The 23,799-nt window shown below is 44.8% G+C and carries 18 protein-coding genes; 12 read left to right on the top strand and 6 right to left on the bottom strand.

Going from position 1 to position 23,799, the window contains the following annotated elements:
- Positions 1 to 74 precede the first annotated feature (74 nt).
- The 4 genes from SU60_RS12510 (at position 75) to sstT (ending at position 3,716) form a co-directional block, all read left to right on the top strand.
- Positions 75 to 992, top strand: coding sequence for a polyprenyl-phosphate transporter (locus SU60_RS12510; protein WP_041155793.1), 918 nt, complete (start codon positions 75 to 77; stop codon positions 990 to 992).
- A gap of 111 nt (positions 993 to 1,103) precedes the next feature.
- Positions 1,104 to 1,529 (top strand): hypothetical protein, encoded by a 426-nt coding sequence (locus SU60_RS12505; RefSeq protein WP_041155792.1) that lies wholly within the window; start codon positions 1,104 to 1,106, stop codon positions 1,527 to 1,529.
- Positions 1,530 to 1,545: 16 nt separating this feature from the next.
- Positions 1,546 to 2,199, top strand: coding sequence for an SCO family protein (locus tag SU60_RS12500; RefSeq protein ID WP_041155791.1), 654 nt, complete (start codon positions 1,546 to 1,548; stop codon positions 2,197 to 2,199).
- Positions 2,200 to 2,495: 296 nt separating this feature from the next.
- The gene (sstT, locus tag SU60_RS12495) at positions 2,496 to 3,716 is read left to right on the top strand and encodes a serine/threonine transporter SstT (RefSeq protein WP_041155790.1); all 1,221 of its coding nucleotides are present in this window, start codon (positions 2,496 to 2,498) and stop codon (positions 3,714 to 3,716) included.
- Positions 3,717 to 3,782: 66 nt separating this feature from the next.
- On the opposite strand, the gene SU60_RS12490 is transcribed toward sstT, so the two are convergent.
- Positions 3,783 to 4,982, bottom strand: a complete 1,200-nt coding sequence (locus tag SU60_RS12490; protein WP_041155789.1) for a tetratricopeptide repeat protein — start codon at positions 4,980 to 4,982, stop codon at positions 3,783 to 3,785.
- Positions 4,983 to 5,551: 569 nt separating this feature from the next.
- Between SU60_RS12490 and pulA the strand changes: the two genes are divergently transcribed.
- Positions 5,552 to 9,538 (top strand): pullulanase-type alpha-1,6-glucosidase, encoded by a 3,987-nt coding sequence (gene pulA, locus SU60_RS12485; RefSeq protein ID WP_041155788.1) that lies wholly within the window; start codon positions 5,552 to 5,554, stop codon positions 9,536 to 9,538.
- A 138-nt stretch (positions 9,539 to 9,676) separates the two neighbouring features.
- Here pulA and SU60_RS12480 read toward each other — a convergent pair whose 3' ends face one another.
- The 4 genes from SU60_RS12480 to SU60_RS12465 all read right to left on the bottom strand — a co-directional run bounded on the left by SU60_RS12480 (position 9,677) and on the right by SU60_RS12465 (position 14,385).
- Positions 9,677 to 11,275, bottom strand: a complete 1,599-nt coding sequence (locus tag SU60_RS12480) for an alpha-amylase family glycosyl hydrolase (RefSeq protein ID WP_041155787.1) — start codon at positions 11,273 to 11,275, stop codon at positions 9,677 to 9,679.
- A 90-nt stretch (positions 11,276 to 11,365) separates the two neighbouring features.
- Positions 11,366 to 11,872 carry a hypothetical protein gene (locus SU60_RS12475; RefSeq protein ID WP_041155786.1) on the bottom strand — a complete coding sequence of 169 codons (507 nt, stop codon included), beginning with the start codon at positions 11,870 to 11,872 and terminating at the stop codon, positions 11,366 to 11,368.
- A gap of 305 nt (positions 11,873 to 12,177) precedes the next feature.
- The gene (locus SU60_RS12470) at positions 12,178 to 12,987 is read right to left on the bottom strand and encodes a MalM family protein (protein WP_041155785.1); all 810 of its coding nucleotides are present in this window, start codon (positions 12,985 to 12,987) and stop codon (positions 12,178 to 12,180) included.
- Between the two features lie 99 nt (positions 12,988 to 13,086).
- Positions 13,087 to 14,385: a maltoporin gene (locus SU60_RS12465; protein WP_041155784.1), complete on the bottom strand. Its 1,299-nt coding sequence runs from the start codon at positions 14,383 to 14,385 to the stop codon at positions 13,087 to 13,089.
- A gap of 444 nt (positions 14,386 to 14,829) precedes the next feature.
- Here SU60_RS12465 and glgX point away from each other — a divergent pair, with 444 nt between their 5' ends.
- The 3 genes from glgX (at position 14,830) to SU60_RS12450 (ending at position 18,928) form a co-directional block, all read left to right on the top strand.
- Complete coding sequence (glgX, locus tag SU60_RS12460) at positions 14,830 to 16,854, top strand: glycogen debranching protein GlgX (RefSeq protein ID WP_041155783.1); 2,025 nt, start codon at positions 14,830 to 14,832, stop codon at positions 16,852 to 16,854.
- Between the two features lie 218 nt (positions 16,855 to 17,072).
- Positions 17,073 to 17,717: a recombinase family protein gene (locus tag SU60_RS12455; RefSeq protein WP_041155782.1), complete on the top strand. Its 645-nt coding sequence runs from the start codon at positions 17,073 to 17,075 to the stop codon at positions 17,715 to 17,717.
- Positions 17,714 to 18,928: a multidrug effflux MFS transporter gene (locus SU60_RS12450; protein ID WP_041155781.1), complete on the top strand. Its 1,215-nt coding sequence runs from the start codon at positions 17,714 to 17,716 to the stop codon at positions 18,926 to 18,928. The genes SU60_RS12455 and SU60_RS12450 overlap by 4 nt, the downstream gene beginning before the upstream one ends.
- 20 nt (positions 18,929 to 18,948) lie before the next feature.
- Here the strand turns inward: SU60_RS12450 and SU60_RS12445 are convergent, their stop codons facing one another.
- Positions 18,949 to 19,905, bottom strand: coding sequence for a LysR family transcriptional regulator (locus tag SU60_RS12445; protein ID WP_041155780.1), 957 nt, complete (start codon positions 19,903 to 19,905; stop codon positions 18,949 to 18,951).
- Between the two features lie 180 nt (positions 19,906 to 20,085).
- Here SU60_RS12445 and SU60_RS12440 point away from each other — a divergent pair, with 180 nt between their 5' ends.
- The 4 genes from SU60_RS12440 to SU60_RS12425 all read left to right on the top strand — a co-directional run bounded on the left by SU60_RS12440 (position 20,086) and on the right by SU60_RS12425 (position 23,768).
- Entirely contained in the window at positions 20,086 to 21,006 is a 921-nt protein-coding gene (locus tag SU60_RS12440; protein ID WP_041155779.1) for a siderophore ABC transporter substrate-binding protein, read from the top strand.
- Positions 21,007 to 21,095: 89 nt separating this feature from the next.
- Positions 21,096 to 22,052 carry an ABC transporter permease gene (locus SU60_RS12435; protein WP_041155778.1) on the top strand — a complete coding sequence of 319 codons (957 nt, stop codon included), beginning with the start codon at positions 21,096 to 21,098 and terminating at the stop codon, positions 22,050 to 22,052.
- Positions 22,045 to 22,995: an iron chelate uptake ABC transporter family permease subunit gene (locus tag SU60_RS12430; RefSeq protein ID WP_041155777.1), complete on the top strand. Its 951-nt coding sequence runs from the start codon at positions 22,045 to 22,047 to the stop codon at positions 22,993 to 22,995. The genes SU60_RS12435 and SU60_RS12430 overlap by 8 nt, the downstream gene beginning before the upstream one ends.
- Positions 22,996 to 23,006: 11 nt before the next feature.
- Positions 23,007 to 23,768: an iron ABC transporter ATP-binding protein gene (locus SU60_RS12425; RefSeq protein WP_041155776.1), complete on the top strand. Its 762-nt coding sequence runs from the start codon at positions 23,007 to 23,009 to the stop codon at positions 23,766 to 23,768.
- The last annotated feature ends 31 nt before the right edge of the window (positions 23,769 to 23,799 follow it).

Below are 23,799 nucleotides of genomic sequence, written 5' to 3'. Positions count from 1 at the left end.
CCAGCATTATCTCATACTATTTTTACTGCAAAATTTGTATACTCTGTTCCACTTACAGCATTGAATAACAAGAAATGAACTATTTAATTACTTTCTTCAAAGGAATGGCTATGGGGGCAGCCGATGTGGTCCCAGGCGTATCAGGCGGTACAATCGCGTTCATCACAGGTATTTATGACACCTTGCTAGAAAGCATCCGCCGTATTAACCCTTCACTTTTATCGACTTGGCGAAAAGAAGGGTTTAAAGCGGCATTCAACCATATCAACGGCTTTTTTCTTATTGCTCTGTTTGCCGGTATATTTAGCAGTATCGCAACACTCGCGAAACTGATTACATGGTTGCTCGACACTCACCCAATCCCGGTTTGGTCATTCTTCTTTGGACTTATTTTAGTGTCTGTTTACCACATCATTCGCCAGGTCGAAAAACGAGATGTGATTCGCTTCATTACTCTACTCATAGGCATTGCGTTCGCTTATAGCATTACCGTGCTGCAGCCGCTGCACATGGAGCCAACAACGCTGAATATTCTAATTGCGGGCTCGATAGCCATATGTGCCATGATTCTGCCAGGTATTTCAGGCAGCTTCATTTTACTGCTTATTGGCATGTATACGCCGGTATTAACCGCAGTCAAAGGTTTGCAAATTGATATCTTGGCACTATTTTTAACCGGGTGTGTGATTGGCCTTCTGACCTTTTCACACCTCTTGTCTTGGTTGTTGCGCAAATTTCGCGATTTCACACTCATGTTCTTAACCGGCCTCATGTTAGGGACGCTGCCAAAAATTTGGCCCTGGAAAGAAACCATTACCTGGCGTATCAACTCCAAAGGTGAACAAGTGCCTTTGTTGCAACACAATTTGTCACCGTTTGAATTTGAGCACATTACCTCACAGCCTTCGCAACTGATATTAGCCATTGTCATGATGCTGGTCGCGATTGCTTTAGTACTTGGCCTAGAAAAATTCTCAGAATCAAATAGCTAAATGCTGGCGTTAACACTTGGGTATCGCGCACAATTTGCCGATCTGCTCGATTAGTGCGATACCCTTGTGTGATACGATACAGATAACTTTCTGCGATGGGTGCGGGTCCGAATGAAACTGATAAAAATGGCAGGTGTCGTAGCGGCGCTTGTTGTTGGTTTTTACACTCCAACGTTACTTAAAAATTTTTCCTCTTCTTCCACTCTCAAACCACTCGATGAATACTGCTTTCTATCGACCTCACCTTGTGAACAGCAAGGCGTGTCTATGATGCTTGATGTCGAAGTGCCACAACCTTTGGTTCCGGCGCAACTCACCGTTGACTGGGAAGACAGTCAAGCAGAACAGTTAATTCTTACGTTAGCTGGTCGGGAGATGGATATGGGACAACCCAAATACATACTTAAACAAGTCTCTCCAGGTAAGTACCAGGGAGAGCTACTGCTGCCAGTGTGTATACAAGATTCAATGACATGGGTCGGAGAGCTAACGGATGGGCAAAGCACCCTTTATCCCGCCCTTAAAATGCACAGATAAAGATAAGGAATAAATAATGAGCCGTAATTGGTCCCTTTTTCTCGTTGCCGCGTTCGCACTGGGTTTTGGCGTTAAAAGCTATTTAGACAATCAGAGCAACGTATCAACACACGATCAAACCTCCGCTTCCAAACAAGCTGCAATCCAGCAAGCCGATCAGCAAACGATACTGTTTGGTGAAAATCAACAACCCGTTGATATTTTCGATGTCAATGATTCACGCATTCGAATTGTTTACTTTGGCTTTACTCGTTGTCCGGATGTATGCCCAACATCTTTAGCGATGTTAGCGGGTGCGCTCAACCAAATTGATGACAAGCAAAAAGCTCAGTTTCGTCCAATGTTTATTTCACTTGATCCAGAGCGAGACGGAGCCGACGCGTCAGCCAAGTATGCCCATTACTTTCATCCGATGATTGAAGGACTTTCAGCGCCACTCGATGTGACAACACCTCTTGCTCACCGATACGGTGTTATTTTCCGTAAAACAGAACTGGAAGGCTCGGAGCTTGGGTACACGCTGGACCACAGCTCTTATTTTTATTTCTTAAAGCCTGATGGCACACTCATCACCAAAGTACCGCATACGCTGACCCCTGCTCCAATTGTCGAAGCAATATCAAAACTAACGGTCGATGAACAAGCGGAAGACCAAGCGAATGCAGGTTAAGCACACGTTCAAAAGTATCACTCACATTCGCCAACAACTTGCAACACAAAAGACTTATTTTAGTAACATTGAGCAAACATTTAGTCCAAAAACAAACAAAAACTAGACACAAAATATTCCGAAGTTAAGATATGTCGCATTCAACAATACAGTGGTTGAATGCTCTAATTGATAATAATGCAACTCGGTGATTAACAGTGATGTTTTCTCTTTGTCGTTCGGGGAGATCAGCTATTGCTATAGCGTGATAGTAACCATTGGCTGAATCACTAAAGCACAACATGCAGGAATGAAGTATGCAACATAACAGTCTCGTTGCCCGATATGCTCGTGGCAACCTTGTCGTTCAAATCCTAGTCGGTATCGTCTTGGGGATTTTGCTTGCGACAATCTCACCAAGTCACGCAGAAAGCGCTGGCCTTATTGGTAGTTTATTTGTTGGCGCGCTTAAAGCGATTGCCCCAATCTTAGTCTTTATTTTGGTTGCGGCTTCTATCGCTAATCAGAAGAAAAATCAACACACTTACATGCGCCCAATCGTTGCTCTGTATCTAATGGGGACATTTTTTGCGGCCCTATCAGCCGTTGTTCTAAGCTTCCTTTTCCCAACCACTTTGACGCTTGTGACCGGTGCTGAAGGTGCAATGCCTCCTCAAGGTATTGCAGAGGTCTTACGTACACTGCTTTTCAAAGTAGTCGATAACCCGGTTAACGCTCTTGTTGAAGCGAACTACATCGGTATTCTGGCTTGGGGTGTAGGTCTTGGGCTTGCGCTTCATCATGCATCTGCTACCACAAAGGCGGTATTTGAAGATCTCAGCCACAGTGTCTCTTACATTGTGCGTTTCGTCATTCGCCTTGCACCATTTGGTATTTTTGGCTTGGTATCCGCAACATTTGCAACGACAGGTTTCAGCGCCCTAGCAAGCTACGCTCACCTACTGGCAGTGTTGCTGGGCGCAATGGCAATCATTGCTTTGGTTGTTAACCCAGCCATCGTCTTCTTCAAAACTAAGCAAAACCCTTACCCGCTTGTGTTCCAATGTCTACGTGAAAGTGGTGTAACCGCATTCTTCACTCGTTCAAGTGCCGCAAACATCCCAGTTAACATGACGCTATGTGAAAAATTAAAGCTGGATGAAGATACTTACTCTGTGTCTATTCCTCTAGGTGCAACTATTAACATGGCAGGAGCTGCAATCACCATCACCACGTTAACGCTCGCCGCCGTGCATACTATGGGTATTGAAGTAGACATCTTGACTGCACTGCTTCTGAGTATCGTTGCAGCGGTATCGGCATGTGGCGCTTCTGGTGTTGCCGGTGGATCTCTATTACTGATCCCTCTCGCGTGCGGTTTGTTCGGTATCTCTAACGACGTTGCGATGCAAGTGGTTGCCGTTGGGTTTATTATCGGTGTGATTCAAGACTCTGCTGAAACAGCACTTAACAGCTCGACTGACGTTGTTTTCACCGCTGCCGTGTGCCGCTCTGAACATCAAAAAGAACAGTCGTAATCGCAAGAATATATAAACAACAAGGGGAGCCAATTGGCTCCCCTTAATTATTTTAAAGGTTGGGGTCTAGGGTTGAAGAAAGTTCTGAGTGAAGTCCAGAGCTTCTTTTGATAAACGAGTTGGCTTTGGTTCAGAATCACGAGGTTCAAATTCCGCAAGCTGAGTATCCGATTGAAAGTGACTCTCTTGCTCGCCTTCAAATAAATCGATGCCTGCTTTATCTGCATCAGTCTCCTCTACGGACTCTGTAATATTTTCTTTGTCTGGAAAATACGGTGGGCGTTTGTACACCTTGTTCAAAGCGCGAATAATGCCATGCTTTTTCACATCGCCTGAAGCTAATTTACGCTGCAGTGGTTTCGCGATCGACTGCAACCCGACGACAACATCAACCCCTATGCTACTTGCCACTTTGTCTCGTAAAATACGTGCTGGCTCATATCCCATACTGGCCGAGAGGAACAGCCAAATATAAGCAATCGCATTGCCAGTTTTACTGGTGTCTTGCCAAGCTTCACCCGCGTGGTACATGGCTTCTGCGCTGCCGCATTCAGCTGCACGCTCTAACCAATAACGCCCCTTAAGCAGGTTTTTCTCCGTTCCAAGGCCTTTTAAATAGCATAGGCCGAGTTGAATTTTCCCTGCAATACTGCCTTTATCCGCCGCTTTTAGAAACCAGTAAAGTGCGTCTTCTTTTTTGCCTGCTGCATTTTCAGGAGAAAGTTGCCATTCTCCCATATATAACATGGCGTCAACGCACCCTTCTTCTGCTGCTGACTCTATCAGCTCAAGCCCTTTAGATGTATTTTGCTCAATACCACGTCCAAACACTAAAGCCTTACCAGTACCAAACCTGGCATCTACATCGCCTTCCACTCCAGCAATGGCCATGCGCCAAAAATTCGCTTGTTCCTTTAGAACCATATCCTCCCTCATGCGCTCGCTGAGGCGGACAATGCTGTACATACCAGTGATATTATCGAGTTTAGCGGCTTTTTCATACCAATAGAGAGCCTGCTTAATATTGCGTTTTTCCGCTTCTTTCGCGAGATATAAAATGGTTGGGATATGGCCCGTTTCCGCTTTAAACTCACGTTCTTTTCGCTCTTGTTCTCGGGCCTTCTTCATCGCCTTTCGATAAACCGCTTCGCGGGCTTTTCTCTCAGCTTCAAGGCGTTGCTTGCGCATGGATAACGAAGCCATCCACACAAATATCAGGACGAGAGAAAGGCCAGTTGCCGCAATAGCAATGCCTATACCGCTCATAAATCGCCTCTTTTTATTTAGGAATACAAACAGAAATCAATACCGACTTTCCTCGGCGCTTGACGATTATATCGACCGTCAGGCAAAAAACTGAAGTTTAGCAGCGAAATAGCGCTGGGTAGCATGACGATAAATTGATACCAATCGTAACAAACAAACGAATTGAATACCCACCCACCTGAAGTATTGGAGATACTTATTTCTCATCTAAAAATATATACGTGATTTTTATAGATATGCATCACGCTTTTGAGGCTGAGCATCTCTCCTCCTTCCTCCTCCCTCTGCTCTACTCCCGCCATAGTTCTTAAATATGAGATGTGCGACAACTCTCAATCTGTGTTGCGTTTCTTAGTGAATTTGTGAACGTCATCGACTGTGAGGCAAATTTTTTCTTCGCAAATAACTTCGGCGTTTGTCCTCACATTTTGTTGGTGATTCTGTGTATTAGCATCTAGTTGAACATTTCCTTTCGGCATTTTGCCGCACAAGCTAGTGGTGTATTTCACGAATTAATCAGTGAAATACACCACGCGATATTTCAATTACATAAAAATGGATTTGTAAACGTGGACAAAAAAACATTTAAACTATCAGCGATTGCCAAAACCGTACTGCCTTTGATCTCCATTGCGGTGATCAGCGGTTGTGGCAGTGACAGCACTAACGACGATACGACCAGCCCTAGTTCAGGTTTGTACCCTGCAGGCGAAAATGAAGTGGTGGTCTATTACAAACGAGACGTAGCGTCCGCTTCAACCGCCAGTGATTATGATGGTTGGGGTCTGCACTTGTGGAACGGTGAAGGTTGTACAAGTACCGATCTTGAAGCGATGGGGATTGCCAATGGTGGTACAGATTGGGCGTCGCCTCATCCTTATGACGGCATTAGCGATACTTACGGTGCATATTATATCTTGAAGGTCGACCCAGATGCGGCTGACCCATACGAATGTATGAACTTTATTTTGCACAACGGCGATGAAAAAGCATTCGGTAGTGCTAACTCAAAGGTTGAATTGACTAAAGTCGGAGCGTCTCAAGGTCTGTTCGGTTTCCATGGCAGCAGCGAACTTTACTACGAGCCAATCGAAGAGCGTCCAGTTGAGGTAGATGGTCAGAAAGCGCATTGGTTAAATGCAACGACGATCGCCTGGGAAGCCGCTGGTGATGCCGACTCATTGAAGCTTTACTATAGCCTGACCAATGACATTTCGATGAACGAAAATAAACAGTTCACTGGTGGTACGGCCATCGAACTCATTCCGAGCGGCGAGCTTTCCGAAGAATTAAAATCACGATTCCGTCACCTATCAAGCCTAAAAGCGGCAGAAATCAATGTCGATGATGCGACACTGCGTACCATCCTAAAATCGCAAATTGTGGTAGTAGCTTACAATGCTGATGGTGATGTTATTTCAGCGACAGAAGTCCAGAAACCGGGCGTGTTGGATGCCGTTTTTGCTGATGCCGATGCCGGTAATGCAATGGGTCAATCTTTAGGCGCTATCGTCGAAGGTGGTGCGGCAACCTTTAAGCTGTGGGCGCCAACAGCGCAAGATGTATCTCTTGTCATCTATGATGAGAACCTACAAGAAGAGTCAACCGTGACAATGACGGAAGATAACACCACCGGTATTTGGATGTCTGAACCACAAAGTAACGTTGTAAACAAATTCTATCGTTACCAAGTGACGGTTTATCATCCTACAACGGGCGCTGTAGAAACACGGATGGTCACTGACCCATATTCACTGAGCTTGTCGATTAACTCCCTCTACTCACAAGTCGTTGATCTAAACGATGCAAGCTTGATGCCGCAAGATTGGAACAACTACGATCGCCCAACCCTAGCGAAAGATGAAGACCACGTATTGTACGAATCCCATCTTCGTGACTTTAGCTTTAACGACCGTCAAGGTACACCCGCTTACGATGGTAAGTATTTAGCCCTCACCGAACCTGAGCGCGAGTCCGTTTCTCACTTACAAGCACTAAAAGACGCAGGTTTAACCACTTTACATATTCTGCCTGCCTTTGATATCGCGACCGTAGATGAAAATACGGATAATCGAGTCGATATTACTGATACGGTTGGCAAGCTATGTGCGGTTAAGCCAGACGCAGCCGTATGTGATAGCGAAGGTGAAGCGAGGGTGATTGAAGATGTGCTCAACAGTTATGATCCCACAACAGGATCAGCACAAGCACTAATGAACGATCTGCGCAGTTTAGACAGCTTTAACTGGGGGTATGACCCATTCCACTACACCGTACCGGAAGGCAGCTACGCGACCAACCCAAATGGCACTCAGCGAATCATTGAGTTCCGTGAAATGGTTCAAGCGACTCACAAAATGGGACTAAAACTGGTGATGGACGTGGTTTACAATCACACCAACGCATCCGGTATCAATGAAAAGTCTGTTCTGGATAAGATCGTTCCGGGATACTACCATCGCCTCAATGTGAATACTGGTGGTGTAGAGACCTCAACTTGCTGTGATAACACTGCGACTGAAAACTTGATGATGGGCAAGTTGATGGTGGACTCACTGAAAGTTTGGGCGCAAGACTACAAAGTCGATGGCTTCCGCTTTGACTTAATGGGCCACCAGCCAAAAGACGTCATGGTCTACGCGTTAGAGCAAGTCCGTAAGATTGACCCTAATACCTTATTTTATGGAGAAGGCTGGGACTTTGGTGAAGTAGCGAACAATGCACGCTTTGATCAAGCTAATCAACCTAACATGGCTGGTACAGAAATAGGGACTTTCTCCGACCGTCTGCGTGACGCTGTACGCGGTGGCGGTCCGTTTGATGGTGGTGTCGATTCAGATGGTTCTCACTCATTACGCTACAACCAGGGTTTTGGTAATGCAGCGTACCCGAACGAAGAAACTAAAGCAGATGCCGATTCAGTGAACGGGCGTCTGCACAATCAAGACATCGTACGTCTAGGTATGGCAGGTAACTTGGCAGACTATGTACTGTTGGATTACACCGGCGAAACCAAACTCGGTAAGAACGTCGATTACAATGGTGCACCTGCTGGCTACACGAAAGTACCATCGGAGAACATCTCGTACGTTTCTAAACACGATAACCAAACCCTTTGGGATAATAATGCCTATAAGATCGCAATGGGCACTAGCTCAGCTGAGCGAGCTCGTATGCAAAACGTATCGCTTTCGACTGTCATGCTAGGTCAAGGTATTCCATTCATTCACATGGGTTCAGAACTCTTACGCTCGAAGTCGATGCAGCGTGATTCCTACGACTCTGGCGATTGGTTCAACCGCGTGTTCTTCGATGGCAGTGACAACAACTGGAACGTTGGTTTGCCACGCGAAGATAAAGATGGCGATAACTGGGAGCTGATCAAAACGATCATCAGTGACAGTACAGCAAAACCGGATACGACTGACATCGAGTTAACGAAACAGCAATTCATAGAGTTACTTAAAATCCGTAGCTCCAGTGAACTGTTCCGCTTAGATACGGCTCAAGAAGTGATGAACCGAGTGGACTTCCGCAACGTTGGCCAAAATCAGGTCTCTGGTCTGATTGTAATGACGATTGATGACGGGGTCTCTGCAGGGCAAGACTTGGATCCGAACTACGATGCGATCGTGGCAGTGATCAATGCTTCGGCTGAACAACAGTCGTTCACCATCTCTGGCACAAGCGGTTTTGAGCTTCATGACATCCAGAAAAACTCGGCAGACTCTGTGGTAAAAGCGGCAAGCTTCTCTGGTGAAACCTTTACCGTACCAGCACTGACAACCGCAGTATTTGTGCAGCCACAAGCCGGCGCACAAGGGGCTGGGCTTCCAGTCGATACCTCTAACAAAGACGTATCAAGTATCCCGCCGTATGGCGAAACCGTGGTTTATGTAAAAGGCACAATGAACGGTTGGGCTGACAGCTCTGACTGGGCAATGACCTTTATTGGCAACGGTATGTATTCAGTGACAGGTGTACTGGAAGCAGGTGACCATGAGTTCAAGTTTGCAGATGCTGACTGGTCAGTTCCAAACATTGGTTGCAGTGCTGCAGAGCAAGCCGGTGACTCTCTTGATCTTGGAACGGGTGACAACTGCACACTGACTGTAGCTGAAACAGGCAAATACAACTTCATTCTTAACGCACTCAATGTTCAAGATGAAAGCGTCGAAAAGCCTGTGGTTTCGGTAACCAAATCCGCGGACGCCCCAACCTTCGGCGATACCTCTCTATACTTACGCGGAGACGTGACGGATGCAGACTGGGGCGCACTTGAAACCGCTAAGTTTAGTTATGTAGCCAACGACGTTTACTCATTAGACATCGATCTGACCGCTGGCACGTTCGAGATGAAAGTGGCAAGTTCTGACTGGGCAGACGCAACCAACTTCGGTGGGCAAGGTGCCATTGAATTTGGCACGCCATTAACTATGGAGGCCGGTGGTTCAAGCGGTAACATTAGTATCACTGTCCCTGCAGACGGAAGCTATCACTTCCACTTTAATGCTGCCGATACAGCTGCACCAATAGTGACCGTTACGCAAAACTAATTAATGTAACAGCACCAAAAAGGGGGGAAGCTATTGCTTCCCCCCTTTTTTTCATTTACTCACTTTGCACAGAGACAAAAGCCAAGCGTTCCTTCAAGCTAACCGCATCACTTGACCCATACTTTAACGGGTAGGACACTATTGGCTCACTGCAAAGAACCTTCCTTGCAGTGGTGACATCAATATTTGGTACTGGCCGTTATTAGACAAGATCGTCTCATTGGTCATCAAATCCACCAGCGAGTACTGCCCCCCGAGCATACCCTCGGTGAGGATAACGGTCCTTGCATTTTCAAGAGTATTCAATGCAAAAACGACTCGATCGGTGTCCGATGTTTTTAAATCGACATAAATACCGTTGCTGGCCAACAAGTTAGTACGTGATCCTTCATACAGCGACGAATGAGCGGTACGCATGGCCATCAACTCTTGTACATAAGACTTTAGGTCGGCTTGGTTTGCATCTAGCGTCGCCGTCACGCCTTCAATTTTTGCGCTACTGCGAGCCACATGGTCATCACACAAACCAGCGACTGCACAAGTATTCGTGTCTTCTTTTGTTGCAAAATCCGCCACTTGATCACCAATCTCGTCACCGTAATAAAGCGTGATAGGACCACTATATGCAGCCTGAAATGCAAACGCAGCTTTGTGTCGCAACCAGTATTCTTGATCATTTACATCAGCTAACCCACCACGCTGTAACAAGTCGCCAAAGCGAACTAAATCGTGATTACCAATCATTAAATTGGGTTGGGCATGGCTTGGATATTGTTGATGTGTGAGGTAACCGTTGTCCAACCATTCAACATCTTTACCGCCTACGCCACTTTCATTCACCGCTAAGGTTTCGACAATGCGGTAACGCATAGGGAAGTCAAAAGCAGAACATAACGCCGGCTCGCTTTCCGTTCCATAAGCCTCATCAGCAATATCTGATTCACCTTTCCAGATTTCTGCCACCATGTAACCTAACGGATGCACTCGCTCATCTAACCTATTGATATAGGTCACACTTTGTGAGGCTTGATCAACCGCCATACGCAGTTGCGCCCAAGCGTCGGTTGGTACTTGGTAAGCTTGGTCTAAGCGCCAGCCATCAATTTTTAGTTCGTTTATCCAATATGTTGCGACCTCTTTATAAAACTCGAGACTCGCTGGGTAATCAACAGGATTGTTAGAACCAGAAGGGAGCAGCCCAGAGGGCGAAGGTTTGATTAGCCCCGCTTTATGGTGCCCAAAAACACCGTCAAAAAAGACATATAATCCACGTTTGTGGGCCTCCTCTACCATCTTTTTCGCCGTTTCAAGATCACCAAACCGAGGATCAATCTTAAAATAGTCTGTCGCATAATATCCGGTTGCGTCCAAACGATCGGCCCAATGATCTTGTCCTACAATGGCTTCAGAATCGAAGATCGGTGTCAGCCAAATCGCGTTCATGCCCAATGCTTGAATATAATCCAATGAATCAATAATACCTTGTAAATTACCATTATGATGGCTGGTTCCGTATCCCGTTCCATGACCGATACTGGCATCACCATCGACAAAGCTCTCCACCATAATTTGATAAGTACGCAACTGATTACTCTGCTCCGCTATACCAATTTGGCAATCATAACTGGCCTCACTGGGTGTCGAGGCCTTCTCATTATTACTATCAGACGAATTACAACCCGCTATTACTCCCGCGATGGCTAAGGCTAAAAAAGATTTATATAAATTTGTACTCATGAACCCCTCCCAAAAGAAATTAGCCCCTACATACTTCACATGCAGGGGCTAATTACACAAAAATCAAATTATCGCCAGATCAACTAAATATTATTGGCACTTATTTACCATGACATGAAGAGGCTTACCTTCACCTTCAAAATGCAGACTCCAAACATATGTCCCGTCTTCTTTAATATCCACTGACGTATCGGTACCATAACCACCAAAAGTTAATGGTGTTAATTCACCGACATTCATTCGATTACCCTTTGCAGTAAATTGTGGAAACCATAACTCTGTCGCATACTGCATTTTAAATGAGCCTGACTTTTCTTGTATTACTGCTTGGTAAATATTATTTCCTTTGTAAGAATATTGACGCTGAGGAACATGCTTCCAGTTAGAGTCTGAAAAAGATCCGACAACAAATAGCGGCTTCTTAATTGGTCCCGCTTCTACGCTGTCTGGATTGTCACACGCTTGCATAAACATCACCAATTCTGCGTCAGACATTGTATTGGTAGGCGTAACCGTTGGTTCTGGTTCAGATGTAGATTGGCAACCAACAAGAGCGATAAGCAATGCAGCTGCAATTGAAGTCTTCATCATATTCATATTGAAGTGATTCCTTTTTTATTTTAACAACAGAAAATAAACAAGAATAAAATTAGCTCAATGCAGACTGAGTTAATTAAGACAGCTTTCTTGCTCGTTTCAAAGGTCAGAGAAAATTATCATTTTCATCATACGAGATAAAATGACTAACAAATTAAATTATTGATCTAAACAATACTAAAGACAAAGGAATGTGAGTGAATATGTGAATGGGATAACTCTATGTAGGGGTAACTATTTTTGAGCGCATAATAATTAAAAAAGGCCAGTTTGAGACTGACCTTTTTATATGAATATACTATCTATTATTTTCTGTTTACTGCTTTAACAAATACTTCTTGTGCGCCTTTAATATCTAACGCTTTCGCTTCATCTAGTAAAGTTAAAGCTTTAGGAATATTGTCTTCCGCTACTGCTCTTTCAATAGCGCGGTGGTAGTAACCTGTTAATTCTGCGCCTTCAGGAATATTATCGTTTTTAGCGACAATCTTCGTCGTCACGATGTCATTTGCAGATACAGATAAACGGAACTGACCAAGTGGACTGTGTTTCGCTTGCGGATCGGCAATATCAGGTGGCTGAGTATGACGCGCTAACGCATAAGCTTTAGCAGGGTGCAGAATCTGAGTGCTTCCTTTTAAATCATCTGAAGTTGTGTAAATCAATACGTGAAGGTCTTCTCCACTTGTATCAGGAATAATATTCAGATTCAGAACAAATTTATCGTTATCTAGCATTTTGGCTGGAACGTACTCAAACTGAGAAAAATCTGCTGAGTAAACGGTTTTCCCATCCGCGTTTACCACAATTACATTAGGCGCGTAAAACTGAAGGTCTGTGCTAACGAATGTCTCTAGTTGCAAATCGAGACTGCCACGGTTTCCCGGAAGTGCAAATGCTGCGATAGCGCCTGCGCTACTACCATCCAGTAGCATTTGGCTTTTATTAGTCAAAGCAAAATCAGTAACCACTGGCACATCAAGCGGCACCCATTGAATATCATCAGACTGGGTAATCACCTGTTGCTGATCACTTGGGGCCATCTCTACTTGTTCTACAGACGCACAGCCAGTTGCCAACATGCCTAGCAGTACGGGAGCAAGCCATTTTCTCATTACTGTCTACCTCGAATTTAATTGTTTTTTAAATAAATACAGCCAGATAAGTTCTGGCTGTATCATTCTAGGACAATTTAGGACCTAATGGTCAAATGATTACCACCAAGCTTCTGCTTGTACACCAAATTGGAATGTATCGTCTGAACGACCACCATCAAATTTTTGTGTGTCGTTATCATCGTCAGCAGTTAGGTAAGTCGCGTATAGACGAATTTCAGGACGTGCCCAGAAGCTAGAGCCTGCAGACCAAGCTTGAGCAACAGTCATCTTACCAAAAGTGCTTTCAAAGCCATCGTTGTCATCCATCGCGTAACCCGCTTCGAAGATAGTCTTGTTGTTGTCATCCCATTTGAATACAGGGCGTACGACAGCAGACATGGTTTCCCACTTATCTTGGCCATCCCACATGTCGTTACCAACACCGTATACTAATTGGTGACCAAGTTCCCAGTTATCGCCAAGACCGATTACCCCCCAGTTGATGATACGGTAACCGTCTGCACCATCGTTTGCTTCTGCACCGTACCAGCTACCATCGCCGTAGAATGCGAACGCTTTAGAGTAACCTTCTGTACCGTATTGGAATACAGTTTTGTTAAAGCCAGAGTCTAGACCTTGAGTTAACTCAGCAGTGAACATCACGCCGTTTTTCGCATCTTTAGCTGCATTTGAAGCATCTTCAGTTTCGTTTACGATGGCGTAGTCCAGACCCGTTTCAAGAGAAGCATTACTCCATAGCGGAATGCCTGCATAACGTAGGTCTAATGTGTTAACGTTTGCTGCTTTACCATCATTGCCTGCGTCTGGTGTTCCTCCATTGTCATTACGGTCATTACGTACCCACGCAAAAGAAAGTTTACCAGGGCCCGCTTCGATACCTTCAATACCCGCACCTGCGCCAGAGATATTCCAGTAGTAGAAGTCCGAGATATGGATATCGTGACGTTGGTAGAAGCGCTTACCAGCCCAAAGTGTTGCTTCAGGAGCAAAGTTCAGCAGACCTTTCGCTTGAACGTTAAATTGACGTAGCGCGAATTGTGCATCATCAACACAATCAACGCCATCCACTGCGCCATTAGTATCAGTAGTAACACCACAGTTCGTTGAAGTACTTTCCCAGTCGTTTGAACCGTTTGAAGTCATGGCAACCATAGAGTCGACATAGAAGGTTTTACCGTTGTTGTTGTAAACTTCTTGACCAAGTTGAACTTCACCGTAGATATCGCCTTCGTTACCTAGACGACCCACTTTGTTCTTTTCAAATGTAACTTGTTGGCCACCATCACCGCTTACACCTACACCAGCACGCATGTAACCATGAAAATCTACTGCGAATGCAGAACCAGCAGCTAAAGAGGCAGCCACTGCTGCAGCAATCATACTTACTTTTTTCATTCTTAACTCCATTAAGGGTATTTATAATTTTTTGTCTTTCCTTTCTTTCTCTCAGCGAATATAGGCAGTAAAAATTCACCAAGAGAAAGAGAGGTAAGATGGGAATGTATCCCCGTTTTGTTTCAACAGTTAAGAATCTACCTGAGGCGTAAAAATATGGCTTCCTCACCCTAAAACTATTTAGGGGGGATGAGAAGGGAGGAGGGATTTTACCGCATGGTGTTTTTACGAGTTATCTCAAAGTTCTAGGGAGGAGTTAGTAAGTTTCTTCGGTCGGAAATGGCTACAAAGTGATACCCGTTTCAAAAATCTGTCTCAAAGTCGCAATAAAAAGTAATTAAATTACAGTAATATTTATATTGTTAGGTGGTTGACCTTATTAAGACAAAGTTTTTAACTTATAGTTTCCAAAGGTCGTAATAATATTTATATAAAGAATCGCCGATGACACAACTAAAATCTCTCCCTTACCCTCTGGGTGCGACGGTAGCTAAAGAAGGGTGTAACTTCTCAATCTACGCGCCAGAGAACAAAGACATTAAGCTGGCACTGTTTGCCGAAGACGACAGCTATGCACTGCACGACTTACCAAATGAGTACGCAGGCATACGGCATACATTCATCGCTGATATTAAACCGGGGCAGAAATACGGTTATGTTGTTTCTCACCAAGATGAGCCTCTGCTGGTCTCGGATCCTTATGCCAAGTCGATTGATAAAGTACTGCATTACACTCCGCCTTACAGCCCGAGTAAAAGCTTCGATATGCCGAAGTGTATAGTAGTGGATGATAGTTTCGATTGGCAGGACACCAAACATCCAAGGATTCCAAGAGAAGAAATGGTGCTATTTGAAACCCACGTTAAGGGACTTACAAAACAGCATCCAAGTGTCGGCGATGATCTTAAAGGAAAGTACCTGGGATTAGCATCACCAGAAATGCTGGCGTTTTATAAACGACAAAACATTAACACCTTACAATTGTTACCGGTTGCAGCTTGTATGCATGAACCTCACCTTCTGGAGATGGAGAAGGTGAACTATTGGGGCTACAATCCCTATCTGTTTATGGTCCCAGATCCCCGCTATGCGCAAGACGATGCGGTGACAGAACTTAAAACCACCATTCGAGAACTGCACAAACACGGCATAGAGGTGATACTTGACGTGGTGTACAACCACACGGCGGAAGGTGGCGAAGGCCCGATCATTTTTAACCTCAAAGCGCTAGATTCACGCTTCTATATCAAACACGGTACGCACTTTGCGAACTATACCGGCTGTGGTAACACGGTTGACCTTACCTATCAGCCTGCACTTAACCTTGTCATGGACACGTTACGATACTGGGTAAGCGAGTTTAAGGTGGACGGTTTCCGGTTTGACTTGGCCGCAACCCTTGGACGCCAAGGTGACGATTACAATCCAGAATCGGCGTTTTTCAAAGCCGTTGCACAAGACCCTGTCTTACGCGAAACCAAGTTAATTGCCGAACCTTGGGATATTGGCCCGAATGGCTACCAAGTTGGTAATTTCCCGTTTGGCTGGAATGAGTGCAACGATAAACTGCGTGATATTGCGCGTAGCTTTTGGCGAGGTGATAACGGCTATTTGAAAGAGTTCGCCACTCGCTTGATGGGTTCACGCGATATATACAGTGCAGCAAATTGGCCATACAAATTGACGGTTAACTATATCACCTACCATGACGGCTTCACCTTGCAAGACTTAGTGTCTTACAAACACAAACACAATGAAGCCAATGGTGAAGACAATCGCGATGGGCATGGAGATAACCGCTCAGAAAATTATGGTGTGGAAGGCCCAACTGAAAATCTAATGATCATTGCTACGCGTGAAAAGCAAAAGCGTAACCTTATCGCTAGCCTACTGTTTGCCTTTGGTATTCCCCATATTTTGACTGCTGATATTCTTTCGCACTCTCAAGGTGGTAATAACAATGCCTACTGCCAAGATAACGAGACCAGTTGGTTAGACTGGAGCGAAACCGAGAGAAAACAACATTTTAAAACGTGGATGGCACAAATGGTGGCAAACCGAAGCCAGTACATGGTGCCATTTATCCGTTCTTTCAGTGGTGAAAATCGCAATAATAACCGTATTTTCTGGCGACGAACCGATGGCCACTTAATGGAACATGACGACTGGAACCGTTTAAGCTCTGTTGCACTACACCTGGGAATTGGTAAAGATGGACAAGAGTTGGTGTATTTGATCAACCAAACCAACGCCACCGCGCGCTTTAAGCTCCCAAATGATCGCAAACAAAACTGGATAACCATTTGTGATACCAACGTGCGCAATGTAAACCCAGGCCATGCCGAAGGCGAAGTGCTGCTGTCTCCATCATCCATGGCAATATTGCACTTCGAACCAGAAGCGCAAACTTCATCTCAATCAAAAAAAGCTCAGGCAGGTCTTAAAAAAACCAAGTCCAAAACATCTTAGTAAAGAATAAACCTTTGATGTCAGCCACTTGTTTGACAAAAAGTAGTAAAACCGATGCCTCCGTGCATCGGTTTTTTAGTTATAGCCCCTGCTAGTAGCCTCTAAATGAGTGATTGAGCTAAACACCTTTAAAGCTCATTTGGTGTTGCGGTAAATAATGAACCCCTGTATATTTATGAGCCAATACATCATATGAACCAACTCTCTGGCAAAGGATCATGACGACTTACCTTTACACGCGCTATTCACCAAAAAATCGAGCCTACTGTGATCACCTAGCGTCACTGCAAGCCATTGCCCCTAATGCCCGACATTTTGAGGACAAAGTTCAAGGATGCCTGCCACCTACCGAGAGACAAGCCTTTCAACAATTACTCAACACCGTTAAAACGGGGGATACTGTCATCGTCTGGTGGCTGACGGTATTTGGCCGGGATTTCAGTCAAGCACTCGCGACCATCAACCTGCTGCTGGACAAAGGCGTTGCACTAAAAACAGTTTGTGAACCTTTAACATTCGAATCTAACTCGGTCCAAACGCAAAGCTTACTTACCGTCCTATCTGGCTACAGTAAAGTTCAAATCCAACACCGTTTATTCGCAGCGGAACAAGGCCGAAAAGCGATCAAAAACCAACCCGAAATGTGGAAGAAAAAGTTTAGGGGGCGTCCTGCCAACACAGCGAAACATCAGCAAATCGCAACACTTTTACTTGATGGAAATACGCTGCAGAGCGTTGCTGAGCAGTGTGAGGTGAGCTTGTCGACCGTCAAGCGGATCAAAGCAAAACTGAATGAATTTGATGATGAGGGAGGACTGCGAACCCGTGGGAATGCAGGCCTTTCCGATGGTGAATCATCATGAAGCATGCCATTAACTTCCGAGCGATTTTGCTCGCATGTCTCATCATTAGTATTGGCCAGCTGAGTATGGGGCTGGTCATGCCCTCTTTGCCTTGGATAGCAAAAGATTTCTCGATTACTCTTGATAAAGCTCAGTTGTTAGTCAGTGTTTACTTGCTCGGTTTTGGCCCTTCTCAATTTATTTATGGACCCGTATCCGATGCATTAGGACGAAAAAAAGTGCTGCAAACAGGCTTATTGATTGCGATGTCGGGACTGTTAATGATCATCTTTTTCAGCCAAACCTTTACTGGCATGGTGCTAGGCCGTTTTCTTCAAGGGCTTGGAACGGGCTGCTGTGCTGTATTAGCAAGGGCTTCGACCAGAGATCAATTTAATGGAAGTGCGCTTCCGGTTGCGATGTCTTATATCGCAATGGCGGCGTCGATTACTCCCGTCATGGCCCCAGTCATTGGCGGTTTTATCAACTTCCATTTTGGTTGGAGCATGGTGTTTATCTCGCTATTTGGCTATGTAGCACTCGCGTGGGTTGTTATTGCACTGCATTTTAAAGAAACCATTCCACAAAAAACGACGTTACCTTCCCCCAAAAAAATGTTGGGGCAGTATCGTGATTTGCTCTGTTCACGTTACTTTATGAGCTTTGCCAGTATCAGTTGGTTAAACTTCAGTTTGATGATTACTACGGTCTCTGTCATGCCGTTTATCATGCAAGACCAAATTGGTATGACGTCCGATGAATACGCGATGTGGGCACTGATTCCCGCTCTCGGGATGTTGGGAGGCACAATCACTTGCAATCGCGTCCGCCCCATCATTGGCAATAAGAAGATGTTACTCTGTACACCTATCTTGCATCTTAGCGCTGCATTATGGTTATTCTTTTGCCCATTAGATCCTTTGTATTTGATGATTGGACAGCTGTTGATGATCTTAGGTAATGGTATTGCATTGCCATGCGCTCAGGCTTTGGTCATGCAACCCTATAAAGATCAAGCAGGCACAGCAGCAGCGATGTCAGGCGGAGGGCAGATGGTGGTGTCAGCAGTTGTCAGTTTAACTTTGGTTCAATTAGGGCTAAGTGAGGCATGGCACCTTTCGCTCGTCATTGCACTGTTTACCGTGATTACATTACTGAACATTTTACGCGGTTTTAGCGTTTCAGCAGCCACCCACACTGCCGTCGAAGCCAAAAGTACTATATCTAAGTGACGATAAATTAGGGGATAAGTCTAACACTCGAGGTTTTCTGCACCATTGATGTCCTTAAACAACGACTTAACCCACTGACACATTGGGTCATTATGATAACGCTTATGCCAATACAAATAGACAGACTCGCTATCCAACCGAATCGCTTTTGGCACCGCTTTTGTGATCAGTTTCCGCCCCTGACACGACTCCTTGGCGAATGGAGTAGGAAGATGAAAAATCACATTTGAGTGCTCTGCAATAGCAGGAGCGGCGTTAAAGTTCGATAACTGAATAGGGATGGATAGTTTGCGTTGTTTATCCACGACGCCTAATTCTACAAAGCGATTATAGATAGACAACTGCTTCCCACCCTCGAGCGAGATTTGCCCAAAATCGCATTCAAGCAACATCTCAACGGTGAGTTCTTCTACCTCAGCCAGTGGATGAGATTCAGACATGAGAAACCGATAATCTCGATGGGCGATCTTCATTCGATATAAGTTTTGTTCCGAACTATTTGGCTCCGAGGTTGAAAGAACAAAGTGGACATCTCCTGTCACTAGTGCCTCAAAGTGCCTTTTCGGTGTCGAGTCAATATCGACGGTCATGTTGGGTGCCTTTTCACGAATACGAGCCACGACTCTGGGCAAGAGCATATTGACCTGAGGAGCCAAACCATAAAATCGGATGGTTCCCTGACTCTTTTCTGGCACAAAAGACTGACCATACATCAGCTTTTCCAACCCCGTCAGTACCGCATTCAAATCCTGTTTGATCATTTCCGCTTTCGGCGTTAATTCGTACCCATGTGCCGTACGAACTAATAACTCATCATGAAATAAATTGCGTAACTTTTGTAAAGAGCGACTGACCGATGGCTGACTCATATTCAGCAAAACGGCAGTATTGGACACATGCTTTTCCTCAAGTAAGTTTTTGAGGATAAACAGTAAGCTTAAGTCCACCTGAGCTAAATTCACTTTTTGCATACCCATTATTCTAATAATTTTATTGCTGCATATAGACTATCTGCTAACGTATATGCAATCAATAATCATTCTTATTTTTATTGCCAGTTAAATATAACTAACGCCTGTCAGGTCATCTCGTGCTTAGCTTTGGTTTCGGTGTCTTTCACTCGATGACTGATGATATGAACCGTTTTAGGAGTCACCATGTTTGGTAAAACCTCTCTTCGCGTAGCAACAGGCATGTTGTTACTTGCTTTAGTGCCTATTGGGGCAAGCGCAAAAACCTACGAACACAGCTTAGGCTCTGTAGAAATAAATGACGTACCGAAGCGTGTTGTTGTACTTGGCTATGGCAGTCTGGATTATATTGATGCGCTAGGTATCACGCCTGTTGGTTTACCAAAGACACTATTGCCACGGACATTAAAAAAATATGATAACGATTCGGTTGTAAATACTGGCACTGTGAAAGAAGTGAACTTCGAAACGCTCTTTAACCTTAAGCCAGACTTGATCATCGCAGAGCCTCGAATCGCAGAAAGCTACGACGACTTGAAGCAAATTGCTCCCACTTATATGTTCCAAGTTGATACGGGTGATTACTGGCAAACCACACAGAAAAATTGGCGTACGCTAGGTGAAATTTTCCATAAACAAGATCGTGCCAATCAACTTATTGAGCAGGTCCAAGATCAGATTGATACGCTGCATACTAAGGTAGCTAAACATGCTCCTCGAACATTGACTGTCACCAATAGCGGCAACAACCTTGCCATGTTCGGTGCCAACAGTCGCTTCTCATTTGTGTATGATGAGGCAGGCTTTAAACCCTCAACATCTCAGAACGTGAAGGCAACCCCAGGAAGACACGGCAATTTGATCTCGTTTGAGTACATTGCTGATGCGCAACCTGAGGTCTTATTGGTGCTCGATCGTGAGCAAGCCATTGGTCAAAGCAATGGCAAAGCAAAAGCCTTGTTTGACAATGCGCTCGTAAAGTCGACTCCAGCTGCAAAAAACGATCGAGTCATGTTTGTTGATCCAGCCGCTTGGTACTTAACCGCAGGTGGCTACCAATCCACTCAAACCATGATTCAAGATCTCAACCAAGTCGTTGTTAACTAAATAAGACACGTTAATCACCCGATAAAGCATGGCCTTTCCGCTTATGGCGTGAAAGGTCATTGTTGTATTTATATAGTCGTATCTTCACAATGAAATTACACCATATCCTAGCGTCCATTTTGCTTTTGACTCTCGGCTGCACATCTCTGTTAGTCGGAGTCGCAAATATATCTCTGCCACAGATATTGGCTGGTGACAGCCAGAGCCTAAACATTCTTATCGTCAGCCGCCTGCCTCGTTTGATCGCCATAGTGTTAGCAGGTGCAGGCTTGAGCATTGCTGGCTTGATCATGCAACAAATCGTCCAAAACCGCTTTGCCGCCCCTTCAACCACCGGAACTGTGGACTGGGCAATGTTTGGCTACATCGTTGCGTTGATATTTTTTGCGGATATGAGCAGTTGGGTCCATCTGTTCACCATCTTTGGTTTCTCCGTACTCGGAACACTTATTTTTGTTCGATTTCTCCAACATCTAAAGTTCAAGAACGCAGTACTTGTTCCACTCATTGGCATCATGTATGGTAATGTGGTGTCTTCCATGACCACCTTCATTGCCTACAAATACGATCTTGTCCAAACGCTGGGCTCCTGGACCGTAGCGAATTTTGCCTCAGTTCTGCGAGGTAATTACGAGTTCTTATACTTAGCGCTCCCCATATCCGTACTTGCTTACGCTTATGCCAATCGCTTCAGCGCTGCAAGCATTGGTGAAAGCTTTGCCAAAAACATTGGTTTGAACTACCAGCGTATCGTCTTCATTGGTGTTATTTTGGTGGCCGTTTTGTCTTCATCCGTCGTCATGATTGTTGGAATGATCCCATTTCTTGGACTTATTGTGCCTAACGTAGTGTCGATCTTTATTGGGGACAACATGCGACGCAACCTTCCTTGGACTGCGTACGCGGGCGTCATTTTAGTCCTAACTTGCGACATTTTAGGCCGCCTAATTATTTTCCCTTATGAAATTCCAATATCGATGATCATCAGTATTTTGGGCGGCTCGGTTTTCATTTATCTGATATTGAGAGACAAAAAGAATGCGTGATTCCATGAAAGTCATTCTGCTCGCAGTGGCCGCAACACTGATTTGTGCCGTATTTATCGGTAAAGGTTTAACACCAGATAACTATCAGTTTTTCTTGTCGCGTCGCATTCCCAAAGTATTAGCGATTGTACTCGCAGCGATGGCGATTGCTTCTTCATCGTTAATATTTCAGACCATCACCAACAACCGTATACTAACGCCTTCCATCTTGGGCTTTGACTCCCTGTATGTCATGATTCAGGTTATGTTGGTTGCTGTGTTTGGTGGAATGAGTGCTTTGGTCATCAACACCAAGATCAACTTTCTCTTATCGACTGGCATTATGATTCTGTGTGCCATGACATTATTCAGCTTTTACTTTCGAGGTCGACAACGAAACATCTTTACCTTGTTACTGATTGGTATTGTGTTAAGCAGTTTGTTTAGCAGCATTACAGGCTTTTTCACGATGGTCATTGACCCAGACGAGTTCAATTTTATTCAGGGCTCTATGTTTGCCAGTTTCAACAACATCAATAATGAGCTGGTGTATTGGTGCATCATCCCCTTACTCCTCTGTGGTGCTTATTTAACCAAAATCGCCAACAAATTGGATGTGATGTGGCTCGGCGTTGATAACGCTAAAAGCTTGGGTATCAATACCCACAAACTGACCATGCAGGTAATGTTTATCATCACGTTAATGGTGTCGATTTCCACCGCGCTGGTAGGTCCCATCTTATTTTTTGGGCTTATTGTAGTAGCGTTAACCCGTCAAGTGTTTATCGGCTACTCACACCGATTACTTCTAGTTGCCAGCTCTATCCTATCTGTCGTGTTGCTCTCCGGTGGGCAATGGGTGGTTGAAAACCTGTTCGACTTCGACACGACCATCAGCGTTATCATCAACTTTGTTGGTGGCGGCTATTTCTTACTGCTTCTTATGAAAAATAAATTCGATTAAAGGTGTATCTCATGATCCGTATTCAAGGTTTAAGTAAACAATACAATGAAAAATACGTGGTAAAAAATGCGGATGCCCTTTTTCCTCTTGGAAAAGTCACCAGTATCATCGGTCCTAATGGTGCCGGGAAAAGTACCCTGCTTTCGATGGCAAGTCGTCTAACAGAGAGCGATGCAGGTACGGTCGTGATCGGCGACAAACCGCTAGACCAGTGGGACACAGAAGACCTCGCCAAACGTCTGTCTGTTTTGCGTCAGTCCAACAACATCAATATGCGTTTTACCGTGCGGGACTTGGTAGCGTTTGGACGATTCCCCTATTCGCAAGGTCGTTTGACCGAAGAGGATAATCGCATTATCAATGAGTCCATGCAGCAACTAGAGATTGATCACTTACACGATCGTTTTATTGACCAGCTTTCTGGTGGCCAGCGTCAAATGGCATTTATCGCCATGGTAGTCGCCCAAGACACGGACTATATTTTCTTAGATGAACCACTGAACAACCTCGATATTAAACACTCGGTCGACATCATGAGCACGTTGCAAAAACTCGCTGAACGCAACAATAAAGCCGTCGTAATTGTGATTCATGATATCAACTTCGCGTCCTGTTATTCAGACCATATCGTCGCGATGAAACTGGGTGAAGTGATCAAAGCAGGCAGCGTAAACGAAGTGATTGATGAAGCGGTATTGAGTGATATTTACGAAATTCCATTCAGTGTTCAAGAACTCAATGGCAAACTTATTTCGTTGTACTATCGGCGTTAATTCCCGCATGACAATGCCAACAATGAAATGG

The sequence above is a fragment of the Vibrio mytili genome (assembly GCF_000830505.1).
Taxonomy (GTDB): Bacteria; Pseudomonadota; Gammaproteobacteria; order Enterobacterales; family Vibrionaceae; genus Vibrio; species Vibrio mytili.
Note: the sequence above shows the minus strand (reverse complement) of the source record. Positions and strands in the feature narration are given on the sequence as shown.